This is a genomic window from Thiorhodococcus minor, from assembly GCF_010820565.1.
Taxonomy (GTDB): Bacteria; Pseudomonadota; Gammaproteobacteria; order Chromatiales; family Chromatiaceae; genus Thiorhodococcus; species Thiorhodococcus minor.
The window spans coordinates 13,899-39,363 of sequence record NZ_JAAIJQ010000052.1; the positions used below are offsets into that span (position 1 = coordinate 13,899).

Sequence of the window (25,465 nt, forward strand, 5' to 3'; positions counted from 1 at the left end):
AAGCCCCTGGCACGCCGGCACGTATGGGGAAGACGTTTGTGGGGCGTGCCCACCCAGGTCGCTCGGGCGCCTGGACGATGGGCACGCTGCGCTTTGCCCATCCGGGGAATCTGTTTCCCGGAAATCACCTAACGCCATCTGCAGTCGATCTCCTGGGCGCTTGGATCCATGGCGCAGACCGCCTTGCCGAGCCGCGCGAGGCCGAGTTAGACCAGCTGCCATTCAGCGGGCGCCTGCCTGTCTAGTCGACAGCACGCCATGAAAGTAGTCTTCCAGCATTGGGCCGAGGTCTTGACCCTTGCCGGGAGGATCGAGCCGACGTCCGAGCCGCACCCGATACTGCAGCGGCATCTCTGGGCAGCGGAACAAGGGCCAGCCCTTGGCGAGGAAGGCCGAGCTCGTCTCGATGAGGATCGTTTGCACGGGGACCTCGGCGAGCCGGGCGATGGCGCCGGTCGCGGGTACCAGGGGATTGATGGGCGGCCGGGTCGTGCGCGTGCCTTCGGGGAAGAGCAGGAGCTGGCCGCCCTGGTCCAGGTCCCGACAGGCGGCCTTGATCATGGCGCGCGGATGCTTGTTGGGGATGTAGCCCGCCAGACGTGCCCCGGCGCCGAGGAGGAGATTTCCCATCAGCTCCGCCTTCATGATGCAGGCGATGTTCGGTAGCCGCGAGATGATCATGACGGCATCCAGCAGACTGGGGTGGTTGGGGGCCAGGATCATGGGGCCGGCGTCCCGGAGCCGGTCAAGCGCGCTGAGATCGAAGCGGCAGGCGCCCACCGCAGTCAGGATCCATAGATACAGCCGGAAGCCATAGGTGATGCCGCGCCGTCCGACGGGGCGCGCAATCTGCTTCGGCAGCAATGCCTGGAGGACCAGCGCGAAGGGGGTCCATGTCAGACAGATCAGGGCGAGGGCGAAGAGCCCGAAGTAGAGACAGAAGTAGGCGTAGGCCTTGGGAAAGCGGCCGAGACCTGTGTCTCGCTCGACGACATTCGACATCTAGTCGCGCACTCGAACGGTCTCTGGGGATTGGCCGATGATCCAGGCGATCCCGATTCCGGCTGCCCAGGCGTGGTCTTGGCGCACGAGTGGACTCTCGGCGAAGACGGCGTCTTCCAGTCTGTCGTAGCGGGCGAAGCACCCGACCCAGAAGCGGTCGAAGCGTTTCGAGAGGGCGGCGATGGCCTTGAGACCGCCAAACCCGCCGTCCGCTCGGTAGGCGGGGCGCTCGGGGGTGACGAAGGCTGGGGCGACGTCGTAGAAGTAGGCATGCTGGCGCCGGTTGCCATAGTCGGCGCCGATGAGCAGCCCGAGATTCCAGCCGGCGAAGCCGAGCGGGTCCTCGATGTCCAGGTTGATCTTTGGGGTGAAGACGAGACCCGCGTCGCGGAAGTTTCCGCCAACGGCGATGGCCTTGCGCAGGGGGAGGCGCAGGTCGAGCAGCATCCTCTGGTCGGGTGAGCGCCAGAGATGGATTTCCAGGCTGGGGCCGATCTCGAAGGTGGGATCGAGGTCGGACATGCCGCGGCGCGCGTCATTGCCGTCGCTGTCGACGGGCAGCGAGGCCGAGACGCTCAGGTTGAGCTCGGCGATCCTATTGTCGAAGAGCACGCCGCGCACCCCGTCGCGGTCCGCCTGAAAGATCTCGCCGCGGTAGACGAAATAGGGCATCGGCAGCGCATAGCTGCGCTGGTGATCCGATCCGCGATAGTCCGGGAAGCTGAGCACAGTTGCACCGAGCCCGGCCTCCCAGAGGGGCTTCTCAGTCTGCGCCCTGGGCTCGCCGACCAGCGCGGTGAGCGAGAAGGCGATGCCGGCGAGGAGGTATCTCCCGAAGCCGAGTGTCATGGACGGACATCCTCCAGCCGCGCCAGGCCCATGGCCTCGATCTCGATCAGCAGCTCGCGCCGGCAGATGTCGGCCTGCATGAAATGCCAGTGCGTGTGGCCGGGCAGCCAGGCCTGGAGCTCGGCGGCGACGGTGCTCTGGTCGGCTGGCTCTCTCAGATAGATCACGTATTCCAATCCTTTCGCCACGAAAGTCTGTGTGCCTTGAATCCGGTTCGCCTCCGCGATCATCGTCCGCAGATTGACGATGGTCTCGCGTGTCTGGGCGGAGGCATCGCCTGGGTGCAGACTGCGATGGCCCAGGATGGCCGCTGTTCCCGAGATGAAGAGCGCGGCATCATCTTGGTGTGCGATGAGTGCTGCGCGCGCGAAGGTCGGGCTGCGTGGTCCATAGTCTTCGGGGTAGCGGAAGGCGCTGACTTGACGGGGGCTCTCGAGCGAGCGTCCTGGTGCCCGGGCCGCGAGAAAGCCGATCTGGAGCCTCTGTGTTTGGCCGCCCAGGGCTGATGCCGCGGGCAAGTGCTCGGTCAAGCTGCGCCCGCTCGCCGCGAAGGCGTCCTGCCGCCCGATATTGAATTGGCGATAGCGCTCCAGGCCGGACTCCAGGACGTTGATGCGCGGGAGATAGCTCCAGACACGGACCAAATGGGGGTAGCCCTTGGCGTCGATGCAGCGAAAGATCGCGCGAAAGGCGGCCTCTGCCGCGTCCTCGAGAGCAGGTTTTCGCGCATCCCGCATCGCCCGAGGATGCTCTTCTTGGGATAAGGCGCCGAAGAGGAGCCCATTGCCCTCCCAGCACTGTAAGGCTTCCCAGGTGTGAGGCTGGGCGCAGCCCGTGAGCTGAAGTGCCGGCCGCCATGCGCGCTCTGGCGCCAGCGTGGTGAGCTCAGGCACTTCGGCGGCTGACTCCCGCGTCATGGCGCGACGCTCATCTAAGCCCATGCTCAGGCCTCGGCGATTGTGCCGCTGTCTTCGACAGGCTGGATCTGTGTGCGCCTTGCTCGGGCGGCCGCTCGGGTGCTGCGCCAATCGCGCAGGGCGGAGAGGTAATAGATCAGCTTGAAGAGATAGAGCGATGGCCAGATCGGCGTCTTGCCGTAGATGTCGCCCGAGAGCATGGACAGCAGGGCCTCCTTGACACGTAGCAGGTTGCGGGGCGCCATGAAGAGATTGCGCATCGTCGGGCTCGTCATGCGGTAGATGAGCCAGGAGAACTCGCGCGGGCCATGGCGCATGCCGCGGTCGAAGCGCTTGAGCGCCTTGCGGCTCTGTGCGGGGGTGCGCAGACAGGTATCGACGGCCTCCGCACCGAAGAAGGCGCCCTGCATGGCCAGCATGACGCCGGACGAGAACACGGGATCGATGAAGGCGTAGGCGTCGCCGAGCAGGATATAGCGGTCGCCGTAGGTGTGGTCCGTCGAATAGGAAAAATTGCCGGTGGCCTCGACCAGATCCGTCAGCTCGGCACCCTCGAGCCGCTCGGCGAGCGGCGGGCAGAGGGCGATGGTGTCGAGCAGGAAGGCCGACAGCGCTCGACCCTTGCGCTCCTTCATGTAGTAGGGCCAGGTCACGGCGCCCACGCTGGTGGCGCCGTCGGCGAGCGGGATGACCCAGAACCAGCCGTGATCGAACCAGTAGATGCTGATGTTCCCCTCGGCGTCCCCCGGATTGCGCTCAACGCCCCTGAAGTGGCCGTAGAGCGCCGAGCTGTTGTGATGGGGATTGCGCGACTTGGCGCGCAGACGGTTGGCCATGAAGGTGTCGCGGCCCGAGGCGTCGATGAGGAAGCGCGCGCGCCACTGCGCGGTCGTGCCATCCTCCTGCCGTGCCTCGATCTCGACTGCGTCCTGGGAAACGTCGACCGCTCGGACGCGACAGCCTTCGACCAGGGTCGCGCCGCACGTCACGGCGTTTCTGGCCAGGATCTGATCGAATTCCGAGCGTCTCACCTGATAGGCGTGGGTGAGGGATTTGTCCCAGCCTTCGGCGAAGGAAAAACGCTGCATCTGGCCGTGATCGGGAGAGATGAACTCCGCGGCGTTCTTGCGAATGCCGATTGCACGGATCTCTTCTCCCACGCCAAGGCGGTCGAAGAGGGGCAGGTTGGCCGGCAGCAGCGACTCGCCGATATGGAATCTGGGGTGGTGGTCCTTTTCCAGGATGGTGACGCTGTGGCCTTGGCGTGCGAGCAAGGCCCCAACCGTCGAGCCCGCGGGACCCGCCCCAATGACGAGGACGTCGCAGCTTGGCCGATCCGGCTCGGTCGTCCGACTTTCTGGCATCGCTGGGGCTCCTCGGGTGGTCAGGGCGGGCGGGAGGCCTAGGACCCCTCGACTGCGCTTCGCACTGGCTGGACGGACTGGGGCGACCGCTGGAAGATCGCGCAATGCAAGACATCAGCGTTCGTATCCGTAACTATACCCCAAGGCGCCGAGCCGAGCCCAGGGGTGCCCCGGGCGTTAAAATGCGCGACATCCTCGAGCCCAAGACCGCCTAGGACGTGATATGACAGAGCCTTGCGAGACGCAGCCGCAGATCGTGGCGCCGCACCCGCCCCTGACGCATTACTACCGCAGCGAAGTGGAGCGCGCGGCCTTCGTGCGCGACATCTTCGATCGAACCGCGCCGGATTACGATCGGATCGAGGCACTGCTCGCCTTGGGCTCGGGCGGCTGGTACAGGCGTCAGGCGCTGCTGCGTGCGGGACTTGCACCCGGAATGGATTATCTGGACATGGGCGTCGGCACCGGCATCCTGCTGCGGCAGGCGGTGCGCGTGCTCGGCGATGCCTCGCGCGCGACCGGGGTCGACCCTAGCCCGGGCATGATGGCGCTCGCGCGATCGCTCCCCGGGGTGAGGCTGGTCGAGGGCTGCGCCGAGCGCATCCCCTTTGCGGACGCTTCATTCGATTTCATCGCCATGGGCTATGCGCTGCGCCACATTGGCGATCTCTCGGCCGCCTTTCGCGAATTTCATCGGGTCCTGCGGCCGGGCGGCCGGCTCTGCATCTTGGAGATCACGCGCCCCGAGGGTCGCCTCTCACGAGGGCTGCTGCGGGCCTACATCCGCGGCATGGTCCCGACCCTAGCAAGGCTCAGTGGTGCGCGTCGCGAGAGCGCCCGGCTGTGGCGCTACTACTGGGACACCATCGATGTCTGCGCCCCGCCGGAGCAGCTGATGAGCGTTCTCGGCGCAGCGGGCTTCCAGTCCGTGCGTCGCCATATCGACACGCCTGCGCTGAGCTTCCTCTCCGAGTATCAGGGGTGCAAGTCGGCCGCTTCCCAGAAGGGATAGAAATTGAACCAGTTGTAGGGCGCATCCTGGCAGCACTGCTCCAGTGCCGCGACATAGCGCTCCATGGCCTCGGCGATGGCCGCTTCCCGGTCCCTTCGAGGCGTGCTTGCGAAGTCTGCGATGGGCAGGAAACGGATGCCGTAGCAGTTGCCGCCGCGATAGAGTCCGGCCATGAAGATGATCCGCGTCCTCAGTGCTGCCGCCATGCGGAAGGCGTTGACCGGAAAGGCGGCGGGCCTGCCGAGCAGTGATATCTCGCGACAGCTCTCGGCCTTGAAACTGCGGTCGGCGAGCACGCCGACCAGTGTGCCTTCGTCGAGTCGATCGCGGATGCCGAGGATGGCGCTCGGATTGCCCAGTGCGATCAGATCGGGCTGCGCCTCAGGGTTGATGGCGGCCAGGATGGCGTTCAAGCGGCGGGTGTTCTTCTCGTACATCGCCAGCGCGATGCGCAGGTCCGGCTGGGAGCGGCCCAGGGCGCGGATGACCTCGAAGCTGCCGATGTGGCCGCCGAAGAGCAATGCCCCTTTGCCGGAGGCAACGTGATCCGCGATCAGCGGCTCGCCCTGGATCTCGATGTCGAAGTGCTGAAGGCGGTCGTTGAGCAGATAGACCCGGTCATGGATGGTGGCGGCGAAGGTGAAGATGTGTAGGTAGCGCTCCGCCAGTGTTGGGTCATGTTTCAGCGCCCGTCTGAGATAGTCGCGAGAGGCCCTGCGCGCCTTGTGCGCGAAGGCGAGAAAGTAGAGCGCGATGCCGTGCAGCACGATGCGCCCAGCCGGCCGTCCCAGGCGGAGCGAGATCCAGGTCATGATGCGCAGCATCAGCATGTTGCTGCGCTCCGGGTGCTGGGTCCAGGCGCTGGGCGTCGCGGACTCGACCTCGCTCACGTTCGAGCACTCCTGAGCACGCCCTCGGCCAATACCTCGCCGGTCCTTTCGATGCGAAAACGGATATCGCCGGTTTCGGTCGTGCTCCAGGACAAGTCGAGCTGGTCGCCAGGGAGCGCCGGCTGGAAGAACTTGACACGGTTGAGCCCCCATACGGGCTCGGCATCCAGAACGAGTCCATCGGCGATGTGCCTTGCGGCCTCTTGAAGCAGCACGACACCGGGCAGGATGGGGCGGCTCGGGAAATGCCCCGCGAAGGCAGGATGACCAGGCGGAATTCTGATCCGCGCTTGCTGGGTCAAGGGAGTCTCCCGTGGCGCTTGTCCTTGTCACGCTCATGCTCGGCCAGAAGCCCCTCGCAGGCGGCCCTCAGAAGCTTGCCGACCGAGTTGCGCGGTAGCTCTTCTAGGAGGACGAGCGGGCGCGGCAGGAAGATGGGCTCGATGCGCTGGCGCAGCTCCTTGAGCAGATGATCGGCGCCGAGTCCGGGTGCCGCCACGAAGGCGGCCAGCCTGACCACAGCGGACGCTCCTGCCTGCTCGGCCTGCTCGGGGATGTAGAAGCTGCCGTCGTCGACACCGGGAATCGCGAGCAGCTGCTGATTGAGCCAGCCGAGCGAGGTGCGTTTCCCAGCGATGTTGACCAGGTCCGTATTGCGGCCCTTGAGGTGAAAGCGGCGGGCGTCGAGCTGCTCGACCAGGTCTCCGAGCGGCACGGCGATCTCGACGTGGCCACCCTCGGCCCAAGTCTGCCCGTTGCGATGCCCTAGGCGTACCTCTGGAAAGAGTGTCCAGGCGGTCTCGCGGCTCGTCCGACGAGTGGCGAGCTGACCTGTCTCTGTGCTGCCGTAGATCTCGAACAGTGGGGCCTGGAGCTCGGCCTCCGCGCGTCGCGCCAGGGCATCCGACAAGGGGGCCGTCGCGCACAGGAGTGAGCCGATCTTGGGGAGGGCGAGCTCGGCGTCGAGCAGCTTTTCGAGATGAAAAGGCGTCGTGACGAGCATGCTGTTCGTCGGGCAGCGCGCTAGCGCCTCGGCGATATCCGCCGGATAGAAGGGGCGCGAGGCCTCGAAGCTGCCGCCGCTCAGCCAGGCCAGCAGCACCGTGGATTCGAAACCGTACATATGCTGCGGCGGCACGGTGCCGACCAAGGTCACCGGGTCTTCGGGCGTGAAGCCGAGGGCCCGCACCTCGCCCACGACATTCTTCCGCAGCAGCCCCCAATGCTTGCGGTGCGGCTGCGGGCAGCCCGTCGAGCCCGAGGTGAAGACCCAGGTCGCCAGCTGCTCGGCAGGGATTGCGGGGATTTCGACATGCTCGTGCCTGTCTGGGGAAACCTGCTCTCCGAGGCTGGGGAAGGGGAAGACCGGCAGTCTCAGGTCGCGATGCTCGGTGTCGGCGAGGACCACGGCGTCGGCCGCGAAGTCTCGAAGCTGCTCCAGCACGCTGGCCATGTGGCTGGGAGGCAGCAGGCTGACGCGGCCGCTGATGAGACAGGCCGCGAAGCCCAGGGCGAAACGATAGCGATCTGCGCAGGCATTGATGACATGGCCGGTGGCGGGCAGTGCCCCGGCCAGTATCCGGGCTTCGGTCAAGAAGCGGCGGACGCTGATGGCTTGGCCATGTCGGTAGGCGATGGGTGCGCTCGGGTCCCGATGGGCGAGCAGTGCGAGCTGGGTCATGGCGCGACTCTGGCGTGGACTAGAGCGCTGGCGGCAGGGTTCCGCGTGCTGCTTCGAAGCCGGCGCGGATCGATTCGATCAGACCGGTACGGATCTCCGCCGGCAGAGCCCATCGCCTCACGAGGTACTCGGCCGCGAAGGTGGCCGCGACCAGCGCCGGGGTGAGCAGGGTGGCGAAGAACGACCAGCGCGCCAGGTCGCCCAGACCGAAGAGGATCCCCGAGGCGACCGTCATGGCGACGAAGAAGAGGGTCCAGGTCAGGGTGACCCAGCGCGTATAGCGCCGGATCTCGGGTGCCAGCTGATGCCCATGTACCATGCGCGCGAGACGGGTGACCAGCGGCTCCTCGCGCGGTAGCAGGGTGCGTCCAAAGACCAAGGCGAGCAGCATCAAGACGCCGGCGTGCTGGATGAAATAGACCCAGGCGAAGCTTGCCTCGATGACCGGCCAGGCGAGGACGAGGGCGGCGACGGCGCAGCACCAGAGCACCATGGAGAGCCCGCGGTGGCATGTGCGCCAGGCCAAGACGAGTGCGAAAACGATCACGGGCGTGATGGCGACGATGGCTGCCAGGGTGCCCTGCTCATCGCTCACGGTGGTGAGATAGGCGAGCCAGACATAGGTGCTGGAGACTGTCGCGATGCCGATCCAGCGCAGGAAACCGAGAGACGGGCGCATTACTTGGTGCGGTTTGCCTGAATATGATCGCAGAGGCTGCGCAGGGAGGCGAAGATGGAGACGTTGTCTTCATTGTCGGCGCGTAGCGAAAAGCCGTAGCGTTTCGACACGACCAAGGCGACTTCGAGGATGTCGATGGAGTCCAGCCCGAGCCCTTCGCCGTAAAGGGGAGCATCGAGCGCGATCTCGTCCGGCGTCATCTCGAGATTCAAGGCGGTGACGATGAGCTGCGCGACCTCACGCGAGAGCTCGGCGGGATCGTCGGGTTTCAGGGCGGTTGCGGCGTCTTGCGTCATCGAGTCATGGCTCCAGGAAGCGGTTTGGCGAGCTGCCTGCGGCGATTTTAACCTCGGTCGTGGCCTTTTGTGAGGATTCCTGACCTAAATCCTGGGTGCTCTGGCGGGGGCGAGGAGGAGTCTGGGGTGCTTCGGTGCGCCTCAGTCCACTGTGGGGGAGCGGCTTGCCAGCGCGGCTGGCGCCGTGCGCGAATGACCGGCGGCGCCGCTCAGAGCGCGGCGCTGTCGGGAAGGAGCGGCCTCAGCTGCGCCCTGAGCTCCTCCGCGGTCAAGCCGCCGATCTGGCTGAAGACGCGCCTGCCGCGTCGGTCGAAGATGACTGTGAAGGGAAGTACCTCCAGGCGGTTGCCCAGACGTTTCGACAGCTCGACCACCTCGGCGTCGGCGATGAGGATGGGGTAGCTCACCGGGTGGTCGACGAGGAAGTCCTTGACGTCTTGGACCTTGTCCGCCGCGATGCCGACGAACTGGACGCCATCTTCGCGCAAGGCCTGCTGGGCGCGGATGAGCATTGGCATCTCGTCGATGCAGGACGCGCACCAGGTCGCCCAGAAATTCAGAATCAGGACCTTGCCGGCCCAGCTGTTGCTGGCGACCTCGCGGCCCTGAAGATCTAGCAAGCGAAAGTCGGGCAGTGCCTGCAGCTGATCTGGGCCGCGCTCGGTGAGCCTCTCGAGCATGGGGCTCTCATCGACCCAGCGTTGGCCGAAGATGGCCGCGCCGATGCTGATGGCGCCGGCGAGGATGGTCACGCCGATGACCTTGACGGCCTTCATGGGGCAACCTGCCTCAGGTGATTGGCGAACGCCTCGGCCGGCTTGAAGCCGACGATGCGGTAGCCCTCGAGCTCGGCGCCTGAGGTGTCGAAGAAGAGGATGGCGGGAGGCCCCGGGATGCCGAACCGACCTTGCATGAGTGCCTGGTCGGCATCGTCGTTGGCCGTGACGTCGGCTTGCAGCAGGAGGAATCTGTCCATCTCGGCGATCACTGCTGGGTCGCTGAACGTATAGCGCTCCATCTCCTTACAGGACACGCACCAGTCGGCATAGAAATCGAGCATGGTGGGCTTGCCAGCCGACTGGGCTTGCGCCAGGGCGGCGTCCAGATCCTCGGCTGTCTTGATGCGCTGGAAGCTCGCGTGCTGAGCCGCGGCGCCACCGCCGCCTCGTCCGAGGCCGCGCAATGGCTGCAGCGTGTCCTTGCCGCCTGCCGCGGCGCCCACCACCATCAGGGCGCCGTAGATCAGCAGGAAGACGCCGATGCCCTTCCACAGCTTGCGCCAGCCGCTGCTGTCCGTCGGAAGCTGACTCAGGGCGCCCATGTAGACGGCCGAGCAGATCAGCAGCAGTCCCCACAGCAGCATGGCCACGGCCGCCGGGATGATGCGCTCGAGCAGCAGGATGGCGACACCGAGCAGCGCGACGCCAAAGACGGCCTTGACCGCGTCCATCCAAGCGCCGGCGCGCGGGAGCAGCTTGCCCGCTGAGGTGCCAATGGCGATCAAAGGAGCGCCCATGCCCATGCTCAGGGCGAAGAGCGCCACACCGCCCAGCACGGCGTCGCCCGTCTGGCTGATGTAGATGAGCGCACCGAACAGCGGCGGGGCGACGCAGGGGCCGACGATGAGGGCGGACAGCAGGCCCATGATGGCGACACCGATGAGGGTGCCGCCCTCCTGGCGATTGCTGATCTCGGTGAGCTTGGACTGCAGGCTCGAGGGCAGCTGTAGGTCGTAGAAGCCGAACATGGAGAGCGCGAGCAGCACGAAGACCAGCGCGAAGGCGCTCAGGATCCACGGGTCCTGGAAGACCACCTGCAGATTGGCGCCGAAGAGCCCCGCCAGCACGCCGACCACCGTGTAGGTGATTGCCATGGCGAGCACATAGACCAGAGAGAGCACGAAGGCCTTGCGCGCCGTGATGCCGGCCCCTTGACCCGCGATGATGCCGGACAGGATGGGGATCATGGGAAAGACGCAGGGCGTGAAGGCCAGCAGCAGGCCGAGCCCGAAGAAGACGGCGACGATGACCCAGAGGCTTTCGTCCGCCAGGACGGCGGCAATGCGATCCTGCTCCGAGACGGGGGCCGCGCTTGCGGGCGGCTGCCCAGAGACGCCTGCGTCGGACGCTGCGGCACTCTCAGCCCCAGTGGCCTGCGGCTCGCTCAGCATGGCGGGGTCGGCCGCGGGCAAGGCCAGCGCGACGCGTTTGGTCTGCGGCGGATAGCAGATGCCGATCTCGGCGCAGCCCTGATACTTGGCGATCAGGGTGATCTCGCTCGGCTCGGCCTGGGTGCGTCCGAGCGGAACCGCAAGGTCGACGCGATCATGGTAGACCTCGACGTCGCCGATGGAGCCGTCCGGGAGGACCGAGTCCTTCTTGATGTCGCCGGCTGGACGCTCGACAGCGCCGAGGGAGACGCCTGGCGCGTCTTCCAGGCTGATGTCGACCAGATGGCTATAGAGATAGGTTCCTGGCGCGATGTCCCAGGTGAGCTGCAGTCGGTCCGGCGCCGCGACCTCGGCCTGGAAGCGGAAGGCCTCGCCGACGTCGAGGATCTCTTCCTCGCCGCCGATGCCGAGCGACTGTCCGAGCGCTGGAGTGGAGGCTGCTGTTTGGATGCCGGGCAGCTCGGACTCGAGCTGGCTTGCGGCAAGCTCAGGCAGCTCGAGCAGGAGCTGCTGGCGGTGCGGCGGGTAGCAGAGCCCGGCATCCGCGCAGCCCTGCGAGGTCGCCTCCAGGGTGACGATGCGCTCGGAGCCCGGATCCCTTTGCAGGGGTAGACCGACCTCGACCGCATCGCGATAGATGGCGACCTCGCCGAAGAATTCGTCGTTCTTGGTCTTCGCGGGCGGAAGCTCGGGCGATCCTGGGGTGACGCCTAGGGTCTCGGAGCGGAAGCGCAGCTTGCTCCGATAGAGGTAATAGCCGTCGGCGATCTCCCAGCGCACGATGATGCGATCCGGCCCGTCCGCCTTGCCTGAGATACGAAAGGCTTGATCGGGCAGAAGGAAGTCTTCCTCCGCAAGCGCCGTCGTCATGCTGCAGACGGTTATCACGAGGAGCAGCAGGAAGAGCTTCCGCGCTTGGCGCAGCATGGCCCCAGCGTCGCGGTCTCGATGTGCGCGCTCGTGCGGGCTCGCGCAGGCGATGTTGGCGTTGTCGTCGGTCATTGCTTGGGCTCTGTCGTGCAGGCGGTGATCCAGCTCAGGTAGTCGTCGAGTCCCTCGGAAATGGGAGCCGCGATGATCTCCGGAACGTCGTAAGGATGCAGTTGGCGCAGGCGGCTGGTGAGGTCGTCCATGCGCTTCCCCGTGGTCTTGATCAGGAGAAGCAGCTCGTCGTCCTCCTGTACCCGGCCCTCCCAGCGGTACACTGATCTGATTCCCGGCAAGAGGTTGACACAGGCGGCGAGGTGCTCCTCGACCAGCGCCCGGGCGAGCGTGATCGCCGTCTCCCGGCTCGGGCAAGTGCACAGCATCAGGCGGTAGTCGTCATTCATGGCAGCTCTGCTCCAGATGCGTGTCCAAGCGCGTGGCATGCCCCCTTCGACCTCGCCAGCCGGGCATCGGACGGTTGGCGGCGCGATGGCACCGGGCTTTGGACTTGGGCACGCCGACGGGGTAAGGTTCGGCGCAATGCGATTTCGCGTCGTGCCCAGTCTGACTCGCGGAGCGGCGTTTGATTCCGTCGATGTCCGCTCGCGCCCGGGCCGCGTGAGATGCTAACTGCTAGAGCGCCGGCCCGTCACCTGCTCAGACCGATGCGGGTTTCGGGCCTCGGCGCCCCGATCCAGGTGCCATGGGCTTTGTCGCTCGACCGAGCCCATGGGCTTCATCCTCAGGAGAACGAATAAGGTGCTTCTATTCCTGCTGCTTTTCATCGGCCTGCCGCTGATCGAGATCTACTTCCTCATCGAAGTCGGCTCCGAGATCGGTGCGCTGCCGACCATTGCCCTGTCCATCCTCACGGCGGTGATTGGGACCTGGCTGGTCCGCTTGCAAGGGTTCGGCGTGCTCATGCGGGTGCGCGGCATGATGGATCAGGGCGAAGTCCCGGCGCTCGAGGTCTTGGATGGTGCGCTCATCCTGGTGGCCGGCCTCTTCCTGCTGCTGCCGGGCTTCCTGACCGATATCGTCGGCTTCGCCCTGCTCGTGCCGCCGCTGCGGCACTGGGTCGTCGGGCGCTACGTCCAAGTCGTCCCTGTTCGCGGCCAGGCGGCGTCGCGTCACCAGGAGACGCGCGTCATCGAGGGCGATTATCGCCGCGACGACTGAGCCTCTAACCGCGCTTCGAGGGGGCGCCCGAGGGCCGCGGGTGCCGCTTCTTGCCGCCTCATGGCTCGACCAGGGCTTCGCGGGGAGGCCCCATCGCCGGTGTCTCCGGACCGACGGCCGCTCGCTGTCAAGACGCTGACCGCGACGGCAGCTGACTCAGGCGGCGGATCTCACGTGGTCCGTCATTCCCAGGGGACGCCGGTAATACCACCAATGCGCGCTGGGCCTGTGCCCATAGGCAAGCTCCCAGTCTGCTCCCCAAGCATGGGGGCCATGCTGCGTGCAGGCGAGGAGATCGAAGTCGGCTTCGTCCAATGTCCGCCGCGCGCGCCGCGCGACGCGCGGAGACCCGAGCAGGATTTGATCGCGGATCAAGGTGCGCAGGTGAAGTCCCTGCCTGAAATGCTCGCGCAGCTCGGGGCGCGACCATTGGATGCCAGGGTCGCCGATCCAGTGCACCAGCTCATGCCATTTTTCGATCAAGTCTTTGTAAGAGGCGCGCGGCCGGAGCAGCGCCCCGCTATCGCGCCATAGCCAGGTGACTTCTGGCGAGTCTGGCGTTGCGGCGAGCGCTGTTGGTGGAAGCGCGTTCCCTAGCTGATCGTGCGACATGCCGAAGTATCTCTGTGCCAAACGCTCGGCGATGTCTTCCATCTCCGTCGAGACCAGCTCATTGAGCTGCCTGTAGGGCTGGCAGACGGCGAGAAGGCGAAGCGTGACATAGATGTCCGGCTGGCTGCTTGCCGCATTGCGTGCGAAGCACTCGGCGAGATAGAGCCCTTCGTCTTCGATGTGGCGGATGCGGCGGCGCTTGCGCCGCACCAGGCGCGGCTGAATGCGCCTGAGCGCCTCCGCCATTGCCAAGAGCTCGGAGGCGGGGCGCGGCCGCTGCACCATCAGGGTCAAGGCGCGCTCGAGCAGGCTCCGCTTTTCGCTGAAGCTCACCGGGGGGATGGGGAAGAGCGTCGGGCCGATTCGCTCGCGGCCCTGGAGGTAGGCGCGCTCGGCCTCCGCGCCATGCGGTGCTCCGTCGATCAGTGCCCGCAGTGTCTCGGCCTGCAGGGAAATGACGAGGTCGGTATCCCAGTTGAGTCGCCGCATGGCCTTCATGCGGGAGATCGGGATCACGCCGAGCCGTCGATGATCCTCAATGAGCTTGATCCACCGGAAAAGAGCCCGCAGGATCTCCTCTCGCTGGCTCACCGTCATGGAGGCCGTCAGCGAAGTGTCTTCGGCTGGGCTTGCGTCGGCGGGAGCGGCGAGTACCGCGGTGCTGGCGCGGACCTCGGAGAGGAGCGCCCAGTCGAGGCGCTTCAGGCGCTCTGAGCGGCCGGTGGAGCCTGGTGGGCCGCAATAGCCGGATGTCCAGGCATGCAGATCCTGCTCGAGCTGCTCGAAATCGATCTCGTCATCCCCAGACTGGGCGCAGGGTCCGGAGGGGCTCGGACGTCGGATCACGGCCTCGGCGTCAGCACCTTGTCCCTCCTGGGTCAGCGACAGAATCACCCAAGCCAGCAGAGCGGTTCGTCGGCGTAGCGGGTCCGGCCAATCCCGCATGAAGGCGGCGAGCCGCTGGCTCCAGCCCAGGTGGCGGGCGACCTGGTCGGGATGTCGCGCGGCCCAGAGGTCCAGCGCCCAGCTCAGGGCAGTGCTCATCTCGTGTAGGGCGGAGAGACGCTCGCCGCGGATGAGCGTCTGCGATGCGTTGGCGAGGCAGCGCTTGATGGCCGAGAGCTGATAGGGCTCGGCGCCTATCGCCACCGCGCCGACGGGCGTCGGCCGTTCGGCCTGAGCTGGCACAGTGAGCGCATCGGCGTCGCGGGGTACCTCGACCTCGACGCGGATGCAGACGGCATCGCCCTGGCGAGCGACGTGGGTGAGGCGACAGCGTACAGGCGCGACCAGGGAGAGCTGTCTAGCGATATCGCCCCCGGGGCCCTCGGCGACCTCGCCCAGCTTTTTCAAGTCCGAGCTGAGTATCTCGACGGCGGCCGCCGAGGAAGCCGGACTCACTGCATGCTGCAGGATGAGGGTTTGCCCGACACTTAGCTCGGTGGCGTCGCCGCAGCCGGGGCGCCCTTTCGCGCCTTCGATGCAGGTCTCGACGAGGACGTGTCTCGCTTCAGAGTAGCGTGCTTCCATTCGGCCTGACAGGTCTATCTAGTTCGCTCGGGAGCCGAGCATTTCCGCGCGGCTTGTTCTGCGCTGCGCTGGCCCGTGAAACCGCTTCAGGCTCTTTTTGGCGGCGCCGGAAAGACGCCTAGGGAGGAAGGCGCACCTGATGTTGCCATGTCTTTACTGTTTCTGACTAGCCCTCTCGTGCAAAGAGCCATTTGCGCTGTCACCGATTTCGGTTCTCAGAAGATCGGCAGTCGGTACGACGCAGAGGCAGCCGGGCGTGGCGAATGGCTGTCAGCGCGCTCGAGAGCGCGTTCGGAGGTGCGCAGGTGAGAATGGTTCCTATTGGCGTCAAATCCTAGGCGAGCGCCCTGCTCGGATGCGCTGATCCGATCGCGCAGGGTGCGACAGAGTGGCGCGGGCGACGCTAGCCGGTGGCGGGGATGGGCTGCACCAACGAGCGCATCTGCTGGGGTCGTCCCTGTTGGATGTGCCCGAGTGCCATCGCCATCATGACGGCGATGGCCAGCCCGACGCGGGTGGTCATCTTGGCGATGCCGCGGATGAAGTGCTGCTCGAAGCCGAAGTGCTGCTCGAAGCCGAAGTTGCGGTCGATGCGGTTGTTGATGCGCTCGAGTGCGCTGCGGCGGTTGTAGCCGCGGTTCCAGCTCGGAGAGCCGTACGGGGTGGGGACGAAGATGCGCCGATTGTGCTCCTCGAGCTTGATGCGCACGATGCGCCCGTAGTCGCCTGGAGTCACGCCGCCGGCTTGGTGGCACTGGGCTTGGCCTTGGCACTCCAGGCCATAGGCGGCGGCCGGGCAGCGATATTTGAGCGTGTCGCGATCGGCTTCGAAGCCCTGAAAGGCCAAATCGCGTTGCTCACCGCTCACTGGACAGACGCCGTGCACGGAGCCTTTCTCGGTATAGACGATCGTATCAGCCCGTTCGGGGTCGAGCGGGCGGGTGATGGGCTTGGCGGGATCGTCATCGGGGAGGGCTTTCTCCTCACGCCACAGCTCGCGGGTATCGATCAGCGGGCGGATCGCATAGTCATCCCAGAGCAGGGCCTTGGTCTCGGCACTATCGAGACCGCGATCGGCGCTGAAGTCGCGACAGCGCTCGGCGAGCTCCGGGGTCTCCTCGAAGGTGGCGCGGAGCATCGTGCGCAGGGTGGGCTGCTCGCTGACCGAGGCGGGCATGACCTCGAAGGCGACAGGGATCTCGTAGTGGGTATCGGCAATCAGGTGCAGTCCATCGCCGAACCAGCGCTTGATGGTCTTCCACGCCTTGCCGGTGCGCGCGTCGACGCCCTGGGTCTCGTGATAGCCCCAGTCGGCGTCGGGATCGGAGGTCTGGCCGCTGGCGCGGTTGGTCTGCCCGGTGCTGTGACTGGCGATGTCGGTGCCGTCGAAGCCCAGATGGGCCCCAAAATCGGGCAGGACCGCCATGAGCTGCTCGCGCAAGATGACCGCCATCTCGCTGACCATGCCGAGCGATTCCTCCAGTTCGATGACGTTGGCCAGAAAACGTGAGAAGTTCCAGCTCGAAGGCACGGCGCGGAGCGGCTCAGGCGTAGGCGGGGTCTCGATGCGCACAACGCCCGTGTCGGGGTCGGAGACAACCCGGGGCTTGGGCGGGCGCTGGATCGGCAGGGGATCGAACCCGCAGGCCTGCATCAGGCTCGGATTGCGCGCCAGCTCGCGCAGCAGCGATTCCAGACTCTCATGCTGATAGACGATGCCAGCGAGCAGCGCGTTCCACATCGCCCGCACCGGATAATCATCACGCCCATGCCCGCGCATGACCTCGAGGTAGTGAACCAGGCGCTCATCGGGGAGATGATCACGCACCAGGTGAAGTCGATCGAGGTCGCTGCGCGCCTCGAGGGCATCCCACGAAAATAAGCTCGATTGCACCATGGCCGCCATGGGGTCCTCCTTCAATAGGGGTCGTATCGACAGCGACGATGATCCCTTGGCGGTCGCCCCGTTTCCACCCTCGCGGGTCGGGCTGGGGTGAGTTTCTCACGCTCCCCGCTCGGCGCATGCGCAAGTCATTGATTCTTCGTTCGGCATTGGGGTAAGCGAAAGTCGACCCGTCTCCCGGACCCATTCACATCAATGGGTTAGAGACAACGCAAATGGCTCTGATGTCACGATCGGCGACAACACCCGTCTCGACAAGAACGCGACGATCAAGGACGGCGCCACCCTCGGATCGGACGTGAGCGTCGGCGAGAAGGCCACCCTCAAGGAGGGGGCCGTTGTCGGTAATGGATCGAGCCTCGAAGCGAAGGCCACCATCGGCGCCGGCGCGCAGCTCGGCGCCCAAGTGAGCGTCGGCGAGTCCGCCACCGTCAAGGAGGGGCGATGGTCGGTGATGGATCGACCCTCGGAACGAAAGCCACCATCGGTGCCGGAGCGCAGCTTGGCACGCAGGTGAGCGTTGGCGAGAAGGCCACCGTCAAGGAGGGGGCCAGTGTCGGTGATGGATCGACGCTCGGAGCGAAGGCCACCATCGGCGCCGGCGCGCAGCTCGGCGCCCAGGTGAGCGTCGGCGAATCCGCCACCGTCAAGGATGGGGCCAGTGTCGGTGATGGATCGACGCTCGGAGCGAAGGCCACCATCGGCGCCGGCGCGCAGCTCGGCGCCCAGGTGAGCGTCGGCGAATCCGCCACCGTCAAGGATGGGGCCAGTGTCGGTGATGGATCGACGCTCGGAGCGAAGGCCACCATCGGCGCCGGCGCGCAGCTCGGCGCCCAGGTGAGCGTCGGCGAATCCGCCACCGTCAAGGACGGGGCCAGCGTGGGTGATGGATCGACGCTCGGCGAGAAGGCCACCATCAAGGCCGGGGCGCGACTCGGCGCCGAGGTCAGCGTCGGCGAAAAGACCAGCATCGGCGAGGACGCCCTAATCGGTGACCGCTGCGCGATCGGCGACGACAGCACCCTGAAGCAACAGGTGGTGTTGGGCATGGACGTCATCGTGGGCAGGAACACCCAAATCAAAGCGGCGGCGCAGGTGGGCGACAGAGCCAGTATCGGAGAGGCCGTCACCATCAGGGCCGGGGTGGTGGTTCCCGCCGATGCGGTCATCCCCGATGGGACGGTCGTGAAGTAGGCCGCGGCCCGGTCACGCCTCGGCGTTGATCGGGCCAATGTCAAGACCAGGCAGGACACGGAGATGACGACATGAACCGAAGCACACACCGAAGGGTTGCGAACGGGCTCTCGTGGGTTGGGCACATCCTGCTCGCGACCCTGCTGCTGAGCCTCCTCGCCGGCCAAGTCGCGGCCAAGGACCGCATCACCTACTTCCACAACGACGCCCTGGGCTCGCCGGTGGCGGCCACCAACGAGGCCGGCGAGGCGCTCTGGCGCGAAGACTACGCCCCTTATGGCGCGCGCCTGCTGCGCGAGGACGATGGCGCCAACGCCCTCTGGTACACCGGCAAGCAGGAAGAGGAAGCCCTCGGGCTGCACTACTACGGCGCGCGCTGGTACGACGCCGAGATCGGGCGGTTCCTCTCGCTCGACCCGGTCGGGTTCGACGAAGCGAACCTGCAGAGCTTCAACAAGTATGCCTATGCGAACAATAATCCGTATCGGTTTGTGGATCCGGATGGGGCAAACGCGGTCACGGCCTTTGGTGGTTTGCTCACGGAATCCTACAACTTCGTCACCGGCAATGGATTCAATGGGGCAGCAATCCTTGGAGCGCTGAAAGATGGCTATAATGGCGAAGGTAAAGGATTTGCGAGCTCTGCGGCAGAAGATGTGCTGTCGTTCGGCGGGGGTGCACTTGGGGCGGCTAGCAAGCTGCACCAATTGGCTAAGGCAGGAAAAGCCGCAAAGAATATACCCGTCTCTAGAGCAAGATATGGTGAAGCAGCGGATCATATTTCAGACGCTCAACGAGCCGGCCATCCGGATGTCTTAACAATCGCACGACCCGGCGCCCCTGCGAATAGGAATGCATCCATTGGCGGCTTGCCAAGAGTTCCTGGTAAGCAGTTGGATGAGTATCCGCCAGCTATGTTTAAAGAAGGTGGTGCGGGAGCCAGTGTGCGACCGATTAACCCACGAGATAATATGGGTGCTGGTGCGTGTATCGGGAACGCATGTCGTGCTCTTCCAGATGGAGCAAGAGTCAAAATTAAGGTGGTCGATTGATGGCAAATGTCGTTCTTCATATTTACTTGTCTTACACGCAACTCTGCATTTTCGTTAGTTCGCTTGCGCAGCCATTTAATGACTGGAGCGACAGAAACTTCACACAAGGTTTCGCTTGGCGACCAGGTAGCGTTTCTTTTAGGGCGATGACCGAAGATGGGCAACACCAAGTAAATGTCTTCGTCAACGAGCCAGTGCCACCATTGGGAGATGAATGTGTTCGAGCATTCCGAGTGCCATTTGAAACCCAGGACGGGAAGATCGAAATAGCAAGTATCTCCGATGGAGCACCCCTTGAAGTACTCCCAGGAAGGTATGCCTTGCAGGTGGAGTTCATGGATATCAGAGGTGACGACAGTCCTGAGGTCAATGTGAGATTTAATCAAGGGGACGTTAATTGGGAAATTCTTAAATCAGATGAAACTATGGATGTTGAGAAGGAACTGGACCTCATGGCGCAACCGGCCAACTGAGAGGACGTGATAGCGAAGTCTTGCCGCAAAGAGTGTAGCGGTTAGTGACAGGGAATGGGGTCATGACAGGGAATGGTGTCTTGAAATACCGCATTCGTTGTTCGTCGACGAGCCACGGGGTCTCACATCGATAATCCGGGCGATAACCGGAGTGTCGCGTCTGCGCTCGTGATACCCGTCGGGTCGATCCCTCGCCGACGGGACTCGCGCAGGGCGACAACCTTCTCAGCCCGGGCCGTCCCGCTCCGGGTCGCTGCTCCACCTCGAGTAGCGCCGTCGACGCACTCGGGCTGCGCACGACCCTACGACGAATGACTCTACGGCGTGCGGAATAATCGGGGACGTACCACTTATTCTTCGGCCGCAGACCCGCGTACGGCAAAGAGCACTTCTACGTCGGCACGCAACGGCTCGCAAGCGCGTAGCAGAACCAACAGCCGCGGGCCGAGGCCGGCGTCGCTAAACAACCACCGGCTGAAAGCCGGTGGTTGTTTAGTGCATCCGGCTTGTGCCGTAGAACGAAGCTGGGGTCAGCTCACGAAACGGAAAAATCGTACGCTAAGCCTCCAATAACTCACGTTTAGGAGTTGAAATTGGCCATATTGACGGTCTCAGGCCTCGATAGAATCAGGCTCTGCGCCCTCCAACTGGAGGGTGAAGTCATCGAGTTGTAGTGCCTGGACAAAGAAGCGCTGCACCTGCTCATCGATGGCGCTCATCACCACGGCGGTGGTATCGCCGAGCCCCTCGACGGCTTCGGCGATCAATGCGCGGAAGAACCCCCAGAGTCGCTTGGCGAAATCCAAGTGACTGAGTTGCTCGCCGATGGCCGCGCGGACCTCGCACACGCGCGCCCCGGCGCCCTGGAGTTGCCCGAGCACCAGCAGGCAATAGCGCACGGCGGTTAAATGGATCGAGGCGAGATGCGAGGCGAACGTCTCGGTTTGCTCCCAGAGCAAGCCCAGATACTGCTTGGCTTCCTTGAAGTACACCTCGATACCCCATCCATGAAACCGCTGTAGAGGAGTTTTTGACAGGCTCACCAACGGCACCGATACTTGATTGTAAGGCGTTGTTGGAGCTTGCGAAATGGCTGGATCAGCGGCATGAGCCGCAGAACGGCGATCGACTGGAGAACGCTACCCTTAGCGCAGCGGCAGCGTCTGATCGCCCTGCTCAGTCAACTACTCGAGCAGCGCGTGTTGGCCGCCACGGGCGAGGAGGCTCCCGATGAACGCCAGCCTCTCGCGCATCCACCCTGCGATCGCGCCGGTCCTTCCGGGCAAGATCCAGTCCCACCACCGCCAACGCCTCGCCGCGGTCTATGTCCGTCAGTCCACGCTGCAGCAAGTCGAGCGTCACCAGGAGTCCACGCGCCTGCAGTATGCCCTGGTCGAGCGCGCCATCGCGCTGGGCTGGTCGCGCGATCAAGTCCTGCTCATCGATGACGACCTCGGTCGTTCGGGCGCGAGTGCCGAAGGCCGACCGGGCTTTCAGCGCCTGGTCGCCGAAGTCGGGCTCGACCACATTGGGATCGTGCTCGGCCTGGAGATCTCACGCTTGGCGCGCAGCTCACGCGATTGGTACCAACTGCTGGAGGTCTGCGCGGTCTTCTCCACCCTGATCGCCGATGCCGATGGGGTCTATGATCCTCAGACCTACAACGATCGGTTGCTGCTGGGACTGAAAGGCACCATGTCGGAAGCCGAGCTGCATATCCTCAAGCAACGCATGCTCGAGGGCAAGCGGGCGAAGGCGCGTCGCGGCGAGCTGAAGCTGCGCCTGCCGATGGGCTATCACCGCGATCTCTCGGGGGCGGTGATCAAGGACCCCGATGCCCAGGCGCGCGCGGTGATCGAGACAATCTTCACGCAGTTTGAGCGCTGCGGCACCATCCATGGCGTGCTGCGCTACCTGGTGGCGCATCAGCTCACGCTGCCCTATCGCCCCATCAGTGGGCCGCAGACGGGGCAACTGCAGTGGCGCCGACCCAATCGGGTGACGCTAAGCAACCTGCTGCACAGTCCCACCTATGCCGGTGCCTACGTCTACGGACGGCGCCCCATTGATCCGCGTCGGCGTCAGCCCGGTCGCCCCGCGACCGGGCGCACCGTTGCCGCTCCCGAGCAGTGGGAGGTGCTGCTCCAGGATCGCCTGCCGGCCTACATCAGCTGGACACAGTACGAGCAGAATCTGCGTCAGCTCGCCGCCAATACCGCCCAAGCCGGCGGCGTGGCGCGCCAGGGACCCTCGTTGCTCTCCGGGCGTCTGATCTGTGGTCGCTGTGGGCTGCGCATGGCCACCCAATATACGAACAATGGGGGCGGCTTACGCTATGTCTGCTCGCGTGAATCCACCGACTATGCCGCCCCGCTGTGTCAATCGCTCAGCGGTGCGCCACTGGATTCCTTGATCAGCGAGCTGGTCTTGAGCGCCTTGGAGCCAGCGGCCCTGGAGATCAGCCTCCAAGTGGCCGAGGATCTGGAAGGCGAGCGTACCCGCCATCATGCCCAATGGCAGCAGCGTCTGGAGCGCGCCCACTACGCGGTTGAGCGGGCCGAACGCCAGTACCAAGCCGTCGAGCCCGAGCATCGGCTCGTGGCACGCACCCTGGAGCAGCAGTGGGAGACGGCACTGCAGGCCGAGGAGCAGCTACAGGCCGACTACGCGCGGTTTCGTCGCCAGGAGCCACAGGCCTTGTCTGAGGTCGAGCGCGCGCGCATTCGCCAACTGGCGGCGGATATCCCCGCGCTCTGGCAGGCGTCCTCGACCACGCCCGCCGAGCGCCAGGCCATCGTCCGCCAGCTCATCGAGCGGGTCATCGTCACCGTCCTCGGCGACAGTGAGCAGGTCAGCGTCGAGGTGCACTGGATCGGCGGACATCGCACCCGCACGCACCTGGTGCGTCCCGTTGCGCGTCTGGAGCAGCTCAGCTACTACCCTCAGCTGACGGCGCGCGTTCTATCCTTACATCAGGAGGGGCACTCCTGCCCGGACATCGCCCGCCAGCTCAATGCCGAGGGCTGGCGGCCGGCCAAACGACGCGCGACCTTCACTGGCCCCATGGTCGCCAGCCTGCTCACCCGTCAAGGGCTGTCCGCTGGAACGCCACCACCACGACAGGCGCCCTGGCCGGAGCGCGCTGCAGACGAATGGGCCTTGCCGGAGCTGGCGCGCACGCTCGAGATGCCGCCGGTTACCCTCTTCAGCTGGCTGCGCAAAGGCTGGCTGAAAGGCCGCCAAGTCGAGCGCGCGGGTCAGCGTCAATGGCTGATCTGGGCCGACGCCGCCGAGTTGGAGCGCCTGCGCGCACAACGCCATGCCCCGCGTCACTGGGCACGGACGCGACTCGTCGCTGAGGGCGACGGGTCCGCAAACAACGCTGACTGAACGCTGTACGGAGGCACCATGACTGGTAAATCTCAATGCTCCAGCGCAAGGCATAGAACTCCAGGATGGCCGCCGGGGAGAGGGCGCGATCGGTGCTGAGAAACAGCGCCCAAGCGTTCGCCCCACCGGGGCCGTCAGCGTCTTGGTTGAGGCCACGGACAAAGAGCAGACGCACTGGGATCCACTCCACCTCACCGTCGCGCTCCAAGCTCAGTTCCACATCCAGACAAGAGGTCTGATAGGGCATGCCCTTGAGGGTTTGCCAGTGCTTGCGCACGCTGTGGCGGTACAGCCCTTGGGCGTCCAAGAGTTGGGTGTGTTGCGCCCCGTCCTTCCAGGTCGTGAGGCGATACTTCATCGTGTTTTTCTTCATCCGCAAGATCGCCGTGAGGTTGAGGTCCAACGCCGTCTTGATCATGGTCTTGGTCCCGAACCAGGCATCGGCCAACACCACCTCCGCGTCCAGTCCTTGGCGCTGAGCGCGTCGGAGCATGTCCGCTGCTAACTCCGGCTTGGTGCGATCACGGGCGTCGGCGTAGCGACGCGCCTCGACGCTGCGCCCATCGTGAAAGTCAGCCTTCAGCGGATGCGCGCCTTTGCTACTGATGTAAAGGTCGCTATCCAGGGGCAGGAAAGTCTCCTGCGTGGCCAAGCCCAGCGTGAGGATCTGCTGGCCTTTGACGGTACGTCCGCTGAGATGATCGAAGTGCCGCGAGACCCCTTCCAGACGTTTGCCGCGACGCACCTTCACCGCGTCGTCCAGCACGTAGGCACGCCGGGAGCTGTCCTTCAAGCGATCGGCGCGATAGACCTCGGAGTTATTGTCAAATCTGGTGTATGGCCGCTCAGGCGGCGCTCCTGTCTGACTGATCGATGACTTGCACTCCATTGCAGAACTGGACGTTGTTGACGACCAGCTCCAGCTTCCTGAATCCCTTGATGCGCTTCCAGCGTTTCTGCGCGCTCTCAAGCAGCTTGAAGACCATCGTCAGCGTCGTCTCGCGTGAGCCGCAATTGCGCGAGCGTTTGGTGCGCAGACGCACCGTGGCGAAAGTCGACTCGATCGGGTTGGTGGTACGGATGTGCACCCAATGCTCGGCCGGGTAGTCGTAGAAGGTCAGTCGCACATCGCGATCCTTGGCCAGGCAGTCCATCGCCTTGGGATACTTGGCCTCGAAGCGCTTGAGGGTGCGCTCGAAGGCGGTGTGCGCGTCCTCGCGGGTCTCGGCCATCCAGATCTCGTGCAACGCGGCCTTGACCTTGGGCTGCATCGACTTCGGCAGCTTCTCCAGCACGTTGGCGGTCTTGTGCACCCAGCAGCGCTGTTGCTCGGTTTCGGGGTAGAGCTTGCTCAGCGCCTTCCAGAGGCCGAGTGCGCCGTCACCGACGGCCAGCTTCGGCCCCTGCGTCAGTCCACGCGCGCGCAGCCCGGCGAGCACCTCATACCAGCTCGCCTCTGACTCCCGGTGGCCATCTTCCACGGCGATCAGCTCCTTGTGGCCGTGCTCGGTGACGCCGATGACCACCAGCAGGCATAGCCGATCGTCCAAGCGCACGTTGCTGTAGACACCATCGACCCACCAATAGACGTAACGCCGATCACTCAGGTTGCGCTGACACCACGCCCGATGCTCCTCGAGCCACTTCTGCTTCAGCCGCGAAACGGTGTTGGCCGACAGCCCCTTGGCCTGATCGCCGAGCAGCGCCGCGAGTGCATCCTGGTAGTCGCCGGTGGAGACCCCCTTGAGGTACAGCCACGGAATCAGCTCCGCGACGCTGCGCGTACGCTTGAGGTACGGCGGCAGCAGCTCGGAGCGGAACACCGCCCCGCCACCACTGCGATCGCGCACCTTCGGCACCCGCACTTCGACCTCACCGATCCCGGTCTGAACCGTGCGCGTGGGCAAGTAGCCATTGCGCACGAGCGCACGACGCCCATCCTCCAGGCGATGCTCAGCAAAGGCGTCCAGAAACCCCGCCAGCTCCGCCTCCACGGCCTTGGCAATCAGCTCACGGGCGCCCTCGCGCAGCAGGGCATGCAGCGGGGCGCTTTCCTCAATCTCTGGTTGTGAAAGAACGCTCAGCGTAGACTCGGTCATGGCGTATCCACCTCTGTTGGCTGTGATCTTGGCAGTGATCAGCCAACAGGATACGCCATCCCTCCCGGCCTACGCCGTACACCAGAAATCACCATAACTCCGACTGGCCAGCGACAGATCCGGGGCGGCGAGCAGCGCCTCACTCTCCACTTGCGTGAGGTAGGCGATTGGCGCGCGCTCATAGCGCTTGGACGGGATGGCCAAGACCCGTTCGATCAGGCCACTGTGCTCGGGGACTTCGAGGGC

23 protein-coding genes and 1 pseudogene are annotated in these 25,465 nt (G+C 65.0%); 7 read left to right on the top strand and 17 right to left on the bottom strand.

The window, feature by feature from the left end:
* Positions 1–222: 222 nt before the first annotated feature.
* From G3446_RS16525 to G3446_RS16540, 4 genes are read right to left on the bottom strand one after another with little or no spacing between them, the layout of a single operon-like run.
* Positions 223–1,002 (bottom strand): lysophospholipid acyltransferase family protein, encoded by a 780-nt coding sequence (locus G3446_RS16525; RefSeq protein WP_164453935.1) that lies wholly within the window; start codon positions 1,000–1,002, stop codon positions 223–225.
* Positions 1,003–1,851: a MipA/OmpV family protein gene (locus tag G3446_RS16530; protein WP_164453936.1), complete on the bottom strand. Its 849-nt coding sequence runs from the start codon at positions 1,849–1,851 to the stop codon at positions 1,003–1,005.
* Positions 1,848–2,792, bottom strand: a complete 945-nt coding sequence (locus G3446_RS16535) for a chorismate transformation FkbO/Hyg5 family protein (RefSeq protein ID WP_164453937.1) — start codon at positions 2,790–2,792, stop codon at positions 1,848–1,850. Before G3446_RS16535 ends, G3446_RS16530 begins: the two co-directional genes overlap by 4 nt.
* A 2-nt stretch (positions 2,793–2,794) precedes the next feature.
* On the bottom strand, positions 2,795–4,132 hold the full coding sequence (locus G3446_RS16540; RefSeq protein ID WP_164453938.1) for an NAD(P)/FAD-dependent oxidoreductase: 1,338 nt from the start codon (positions 4,130–4,132) through the stop codon (positions 2,795–2,797).
* Between the two features lie 223 nt (positions 4,133–4,355).
* On the opposite strand from G3446_RS16540, the gene G3446_RS16545 reads away from it, so the two are divergent.
* The gene (locus tag G3446_RS16545; protein ID WP_164453939.1) at positions 4,356–5,144 is read left to right on the top strand and encodes a class I SAM-dependent methyltransferase; all 789 of its coding nucleotides are present in this window, start codon (positions 4,356–4,358) and stop codon (positions 5,142–5,144) included.
* Here G3446_RS16545 and G3446_RS16550 read toward each other — a convergent pair.
* The 8 genes from G3446_RS16550 to cutA all read right to left on the bottom strand — a co-directional run bounded on the left by G3446_RS16550 (position 5,108) and on the right by cutA (position 12,191).
* A complete protein-coding gene (locus tag G3446_RS16550; protein WP_342450142.1) occupies positions 5,108–6,034 on the bottom strand; it encodes a lysophospholipid acyltransferase family protein in 927 nt (308 codons plus the stop codon). The genes G3446_RS16545 and G3446_RS16550 overlap by 37 nt on opposite strands.
* Positions 6,031–6,336, bottom strand: a complete 306-nt coding sequence (locus G3446_RS16555; RefSeq protein WP_164453940.1) for an ApeI family dehydratase — start codon at positions 6,334–6,336, stop codon at positions 6,031–6,033. Before G3446_RS16555 ends, G3446_RS16550 begins: the two co-directional genes overlap by 4 nt.
* Positions 6,333–7,715, bottom strand: a complete 1,383-nt coding sequence (locus G3446_RS16560; protein WP_164453941.1) for an AMP-binding protein — start codon at positions 7,713–7,715, stop codon at positions 6,333–6,335. The genes G3446_RS16555 and G3446_RS16560 overlap by 4 nt, the downstream gene beginning before the upstream one ends.
* Positions 7,716–7,734: 19 nt before the next feature.
* Positions 7,735–8,394, bottom strand: a complete 660-nt coding sequence (locus tag G3446_RS16565) for a COG4648 family protein (protein WP_164453942.1) — start codon at positions 8,392–8,394, stop codon at positions 7,735–7,737.
* Entirely contained in the window at positions 8,394–8,690 is a 297-nt protein-coding gene (locus G3446_RS16570) for a phosphopantetheine-binding protein (RefSeq protein WP_164453943.1), read from the bottom strand. Before G3446_RS16570 ends, G3446_RS16565 begins: the two co-directional genes overlap by 1 nt.
* 209 nt (positions 8,691–8,899) lie before the next feature.
* Positions 8,900–9,466 (bottom strand): TlpA family protein disulfide reductase, encoded by a 567-nt coding sequence (locus G3446_RS16575; RefSeq protein WP_164453944.1) that lies wholly within the window; start codon positions 9,464–9,466, stop codon positions 8,900–8,902.
* Positions 9,463–11,787 carry a protein-disulfide reductase DsbD gene (gene dsbD / locus G3446_RS16580; RefSeq protein ID WP_164453958.1) on the bottom strand — a complete coding sequence of 775 codons (2,325 nt, stop codon included), beginning with the start codon at positions 11,785–11,787 and terminating at the stop codon, positions 9,463–9,465. Before dsbD ends, G3446_RS16575 begins: the two co-directional genes overlap by 4 nt.
* Before the next feature lie 71 nt (positions 11,788–11,858).
* On the bottom strand, positions 11,859–12,191 hold the full coding sequence (gene cutA, locus G3446_RS16585) for a divalent-cation tolerance protein CutA (protein WP_164453945.1): 333 nt from the start codon (positions 12,189–12,191) through the stop codon (positions 11,859–11,861).
* A 355-nt stretch (positions 12,192–12,546) separates the two neighbouring features.
* On the opposite strand from cutA, the gene G3446_RS16590 reads away from it, so the two are divergent.
* The gene (locus G3446_RS16590; protein WP_342450143.1) at positions 12,547–12,966 is read left to right on the top strand and encodes an FxsA family protein; all 420 of its coding nucleotides are present in this window, start codon (positions 12,547–12,549) and stop codon (positions 12,964–12,966) included.
* Between the two features lie 156 nt (positions 12,967–13,122).
* Here G3446_RS16590 and G3446_RS16595 read toward each other — a convergent pair whose 3' ends face one another.
* Together G3446_RS16595 and G3446_RS16600 are read right to left on the bottom strand one after the other, a co-directional pair.
* Positions 13,123–15,108: a hypothetical protein gene (locus G3446_RS16595; RefSeq protein WP_164453947.1), complete on the bottom strand. Its 1,986-nt coding sequence runs from the start codon at positions 15,106–15,108 to the stop codon at positions 13,123–13,125.
* Positions 15,109–15,511: 403 nt separating this feature from the next.
* Positions 15,512–17,014, bottom strand: coding sequence for a transposase (locus G3446_RS16600; protein ID WP_164453948.1), 1,503 nt, complete (start codon positions 17,012–17,014; stop codon positions 15,512–15,514).
* Between the two features lie 229 nt (positions 17,015–17,243).
* Between G3446_RS16600 and G3446_RS29195 the strand changes: the two genes are divergently transcribed.
* From G3446_RS29195 to comJ, 4 genes are all read left to right on the top strand, one after another.
* Positions 17,244–17,528 carry a hypothetical protein gene (locus G3446_RS29195; RefSeq protein ID WP_425338406.1) on the top strand — a complete coding sequence of 95 codons (285 nt, stop codon included), beginning with the start codon at positions 17,244–17,246 and terminating at the stop codon, positions 17,526–17,528.
* The gene (locus G3446_RS16610; RefSeq protein ID WP_164453950.1) at positions 17,456–18,205 is read left to right on the top strand and encodes a DapH/DapD/GlmU-related protein; all 750 of its coding nucleotides are present in this window, start codon (positions 17,456–17,458) and stop codon (positions 18,203–18,205) included. The genes G3446_RS29195 and G3446_RS16610 overlap by 73 nt, the downstream gene beginning before the upstream one ends.
* A gap of 71 nt (positions 18,206–18,276) precedes the next feature.
* Positions 18,277–19,257, top strand: coding sequence for an RHS repeat-associated core domain-containing protein (locus tag G3446_RS16615; RefSeq protein WP_209262472.1), 981 nt, complete (start codon positions 18,277–18,279; stop codon positions 19,255–19,257).
* Positions 19,257–19,730: a competence protein ComJ gene (gene comJ / locus G3446_RS16620; protein ID WP_164453951.1), complete on the top strand. Its 474-nt coding sequence runs from the start codon at positions 19,257–19,259 to the stop codon at positions 19,728–19,730. The genes G3446_RS16615 and comJ overlap by 1 nt, the downstream gene beginning before the upstream one ends.
* Positions 19,731–20,341: 611 nt before the next feature.
* Here the strand turns inward: comJ and G3446_RS16625 are convergent.
* A complete protein-coding gene (locus tag G3446_RS16625) occupies positions 20,342–20,782 on the bottom strand; it encodes a hypothetical protein (RefSeq protein ID WP_164453952.1) in 441 nt (146 codons plus the stop codon).
* Positions 20,783–20,960: 178 nt separating this feature from the next.
* On the opposite strand from G3446_RS16625, the gene G3446_RS16630 reads away from it, so the two are divergent.
* Positions 20,961–23,120, top strand: a complete 2,160-nt coding sequence (locus G3446_RS16630; RefSeq protein ID WP_164453953.1) for a recombinase family protein — start codon at positions 20,961–20,963, stop codon at positions 23,118–23,120.
* Positions 23,121–23,142: 22 nt separating this feature from the next.
* Here G3446_RS16630 and G3446_RS28115 read toward each other — a convergent pair.
* Together G3446_RS28115 and G3446_RS16640 are read right to left on the bottom strand one after the other, a co-directional pair.
* Positions 23,143–24,009: pseudogene (locus G3446_RS28115) on the bottom strand (transposase); the annotation flags it as partial.
* Entirely contained in the window at positions 23,966–25,219 is a 1,254-nt protein-coding gene (locus tag G3446_RS16640; protein WP_164453955.1) for an IS256 family transposase, read from the bottom strand. The pseudogene G3446_RS28115 and the gene G3446_RS16640, both read right to left, overlap by 44 nt.
* Between the last annotated feature and the right edge of the window lie 246 nt (positions 25,220–25,465).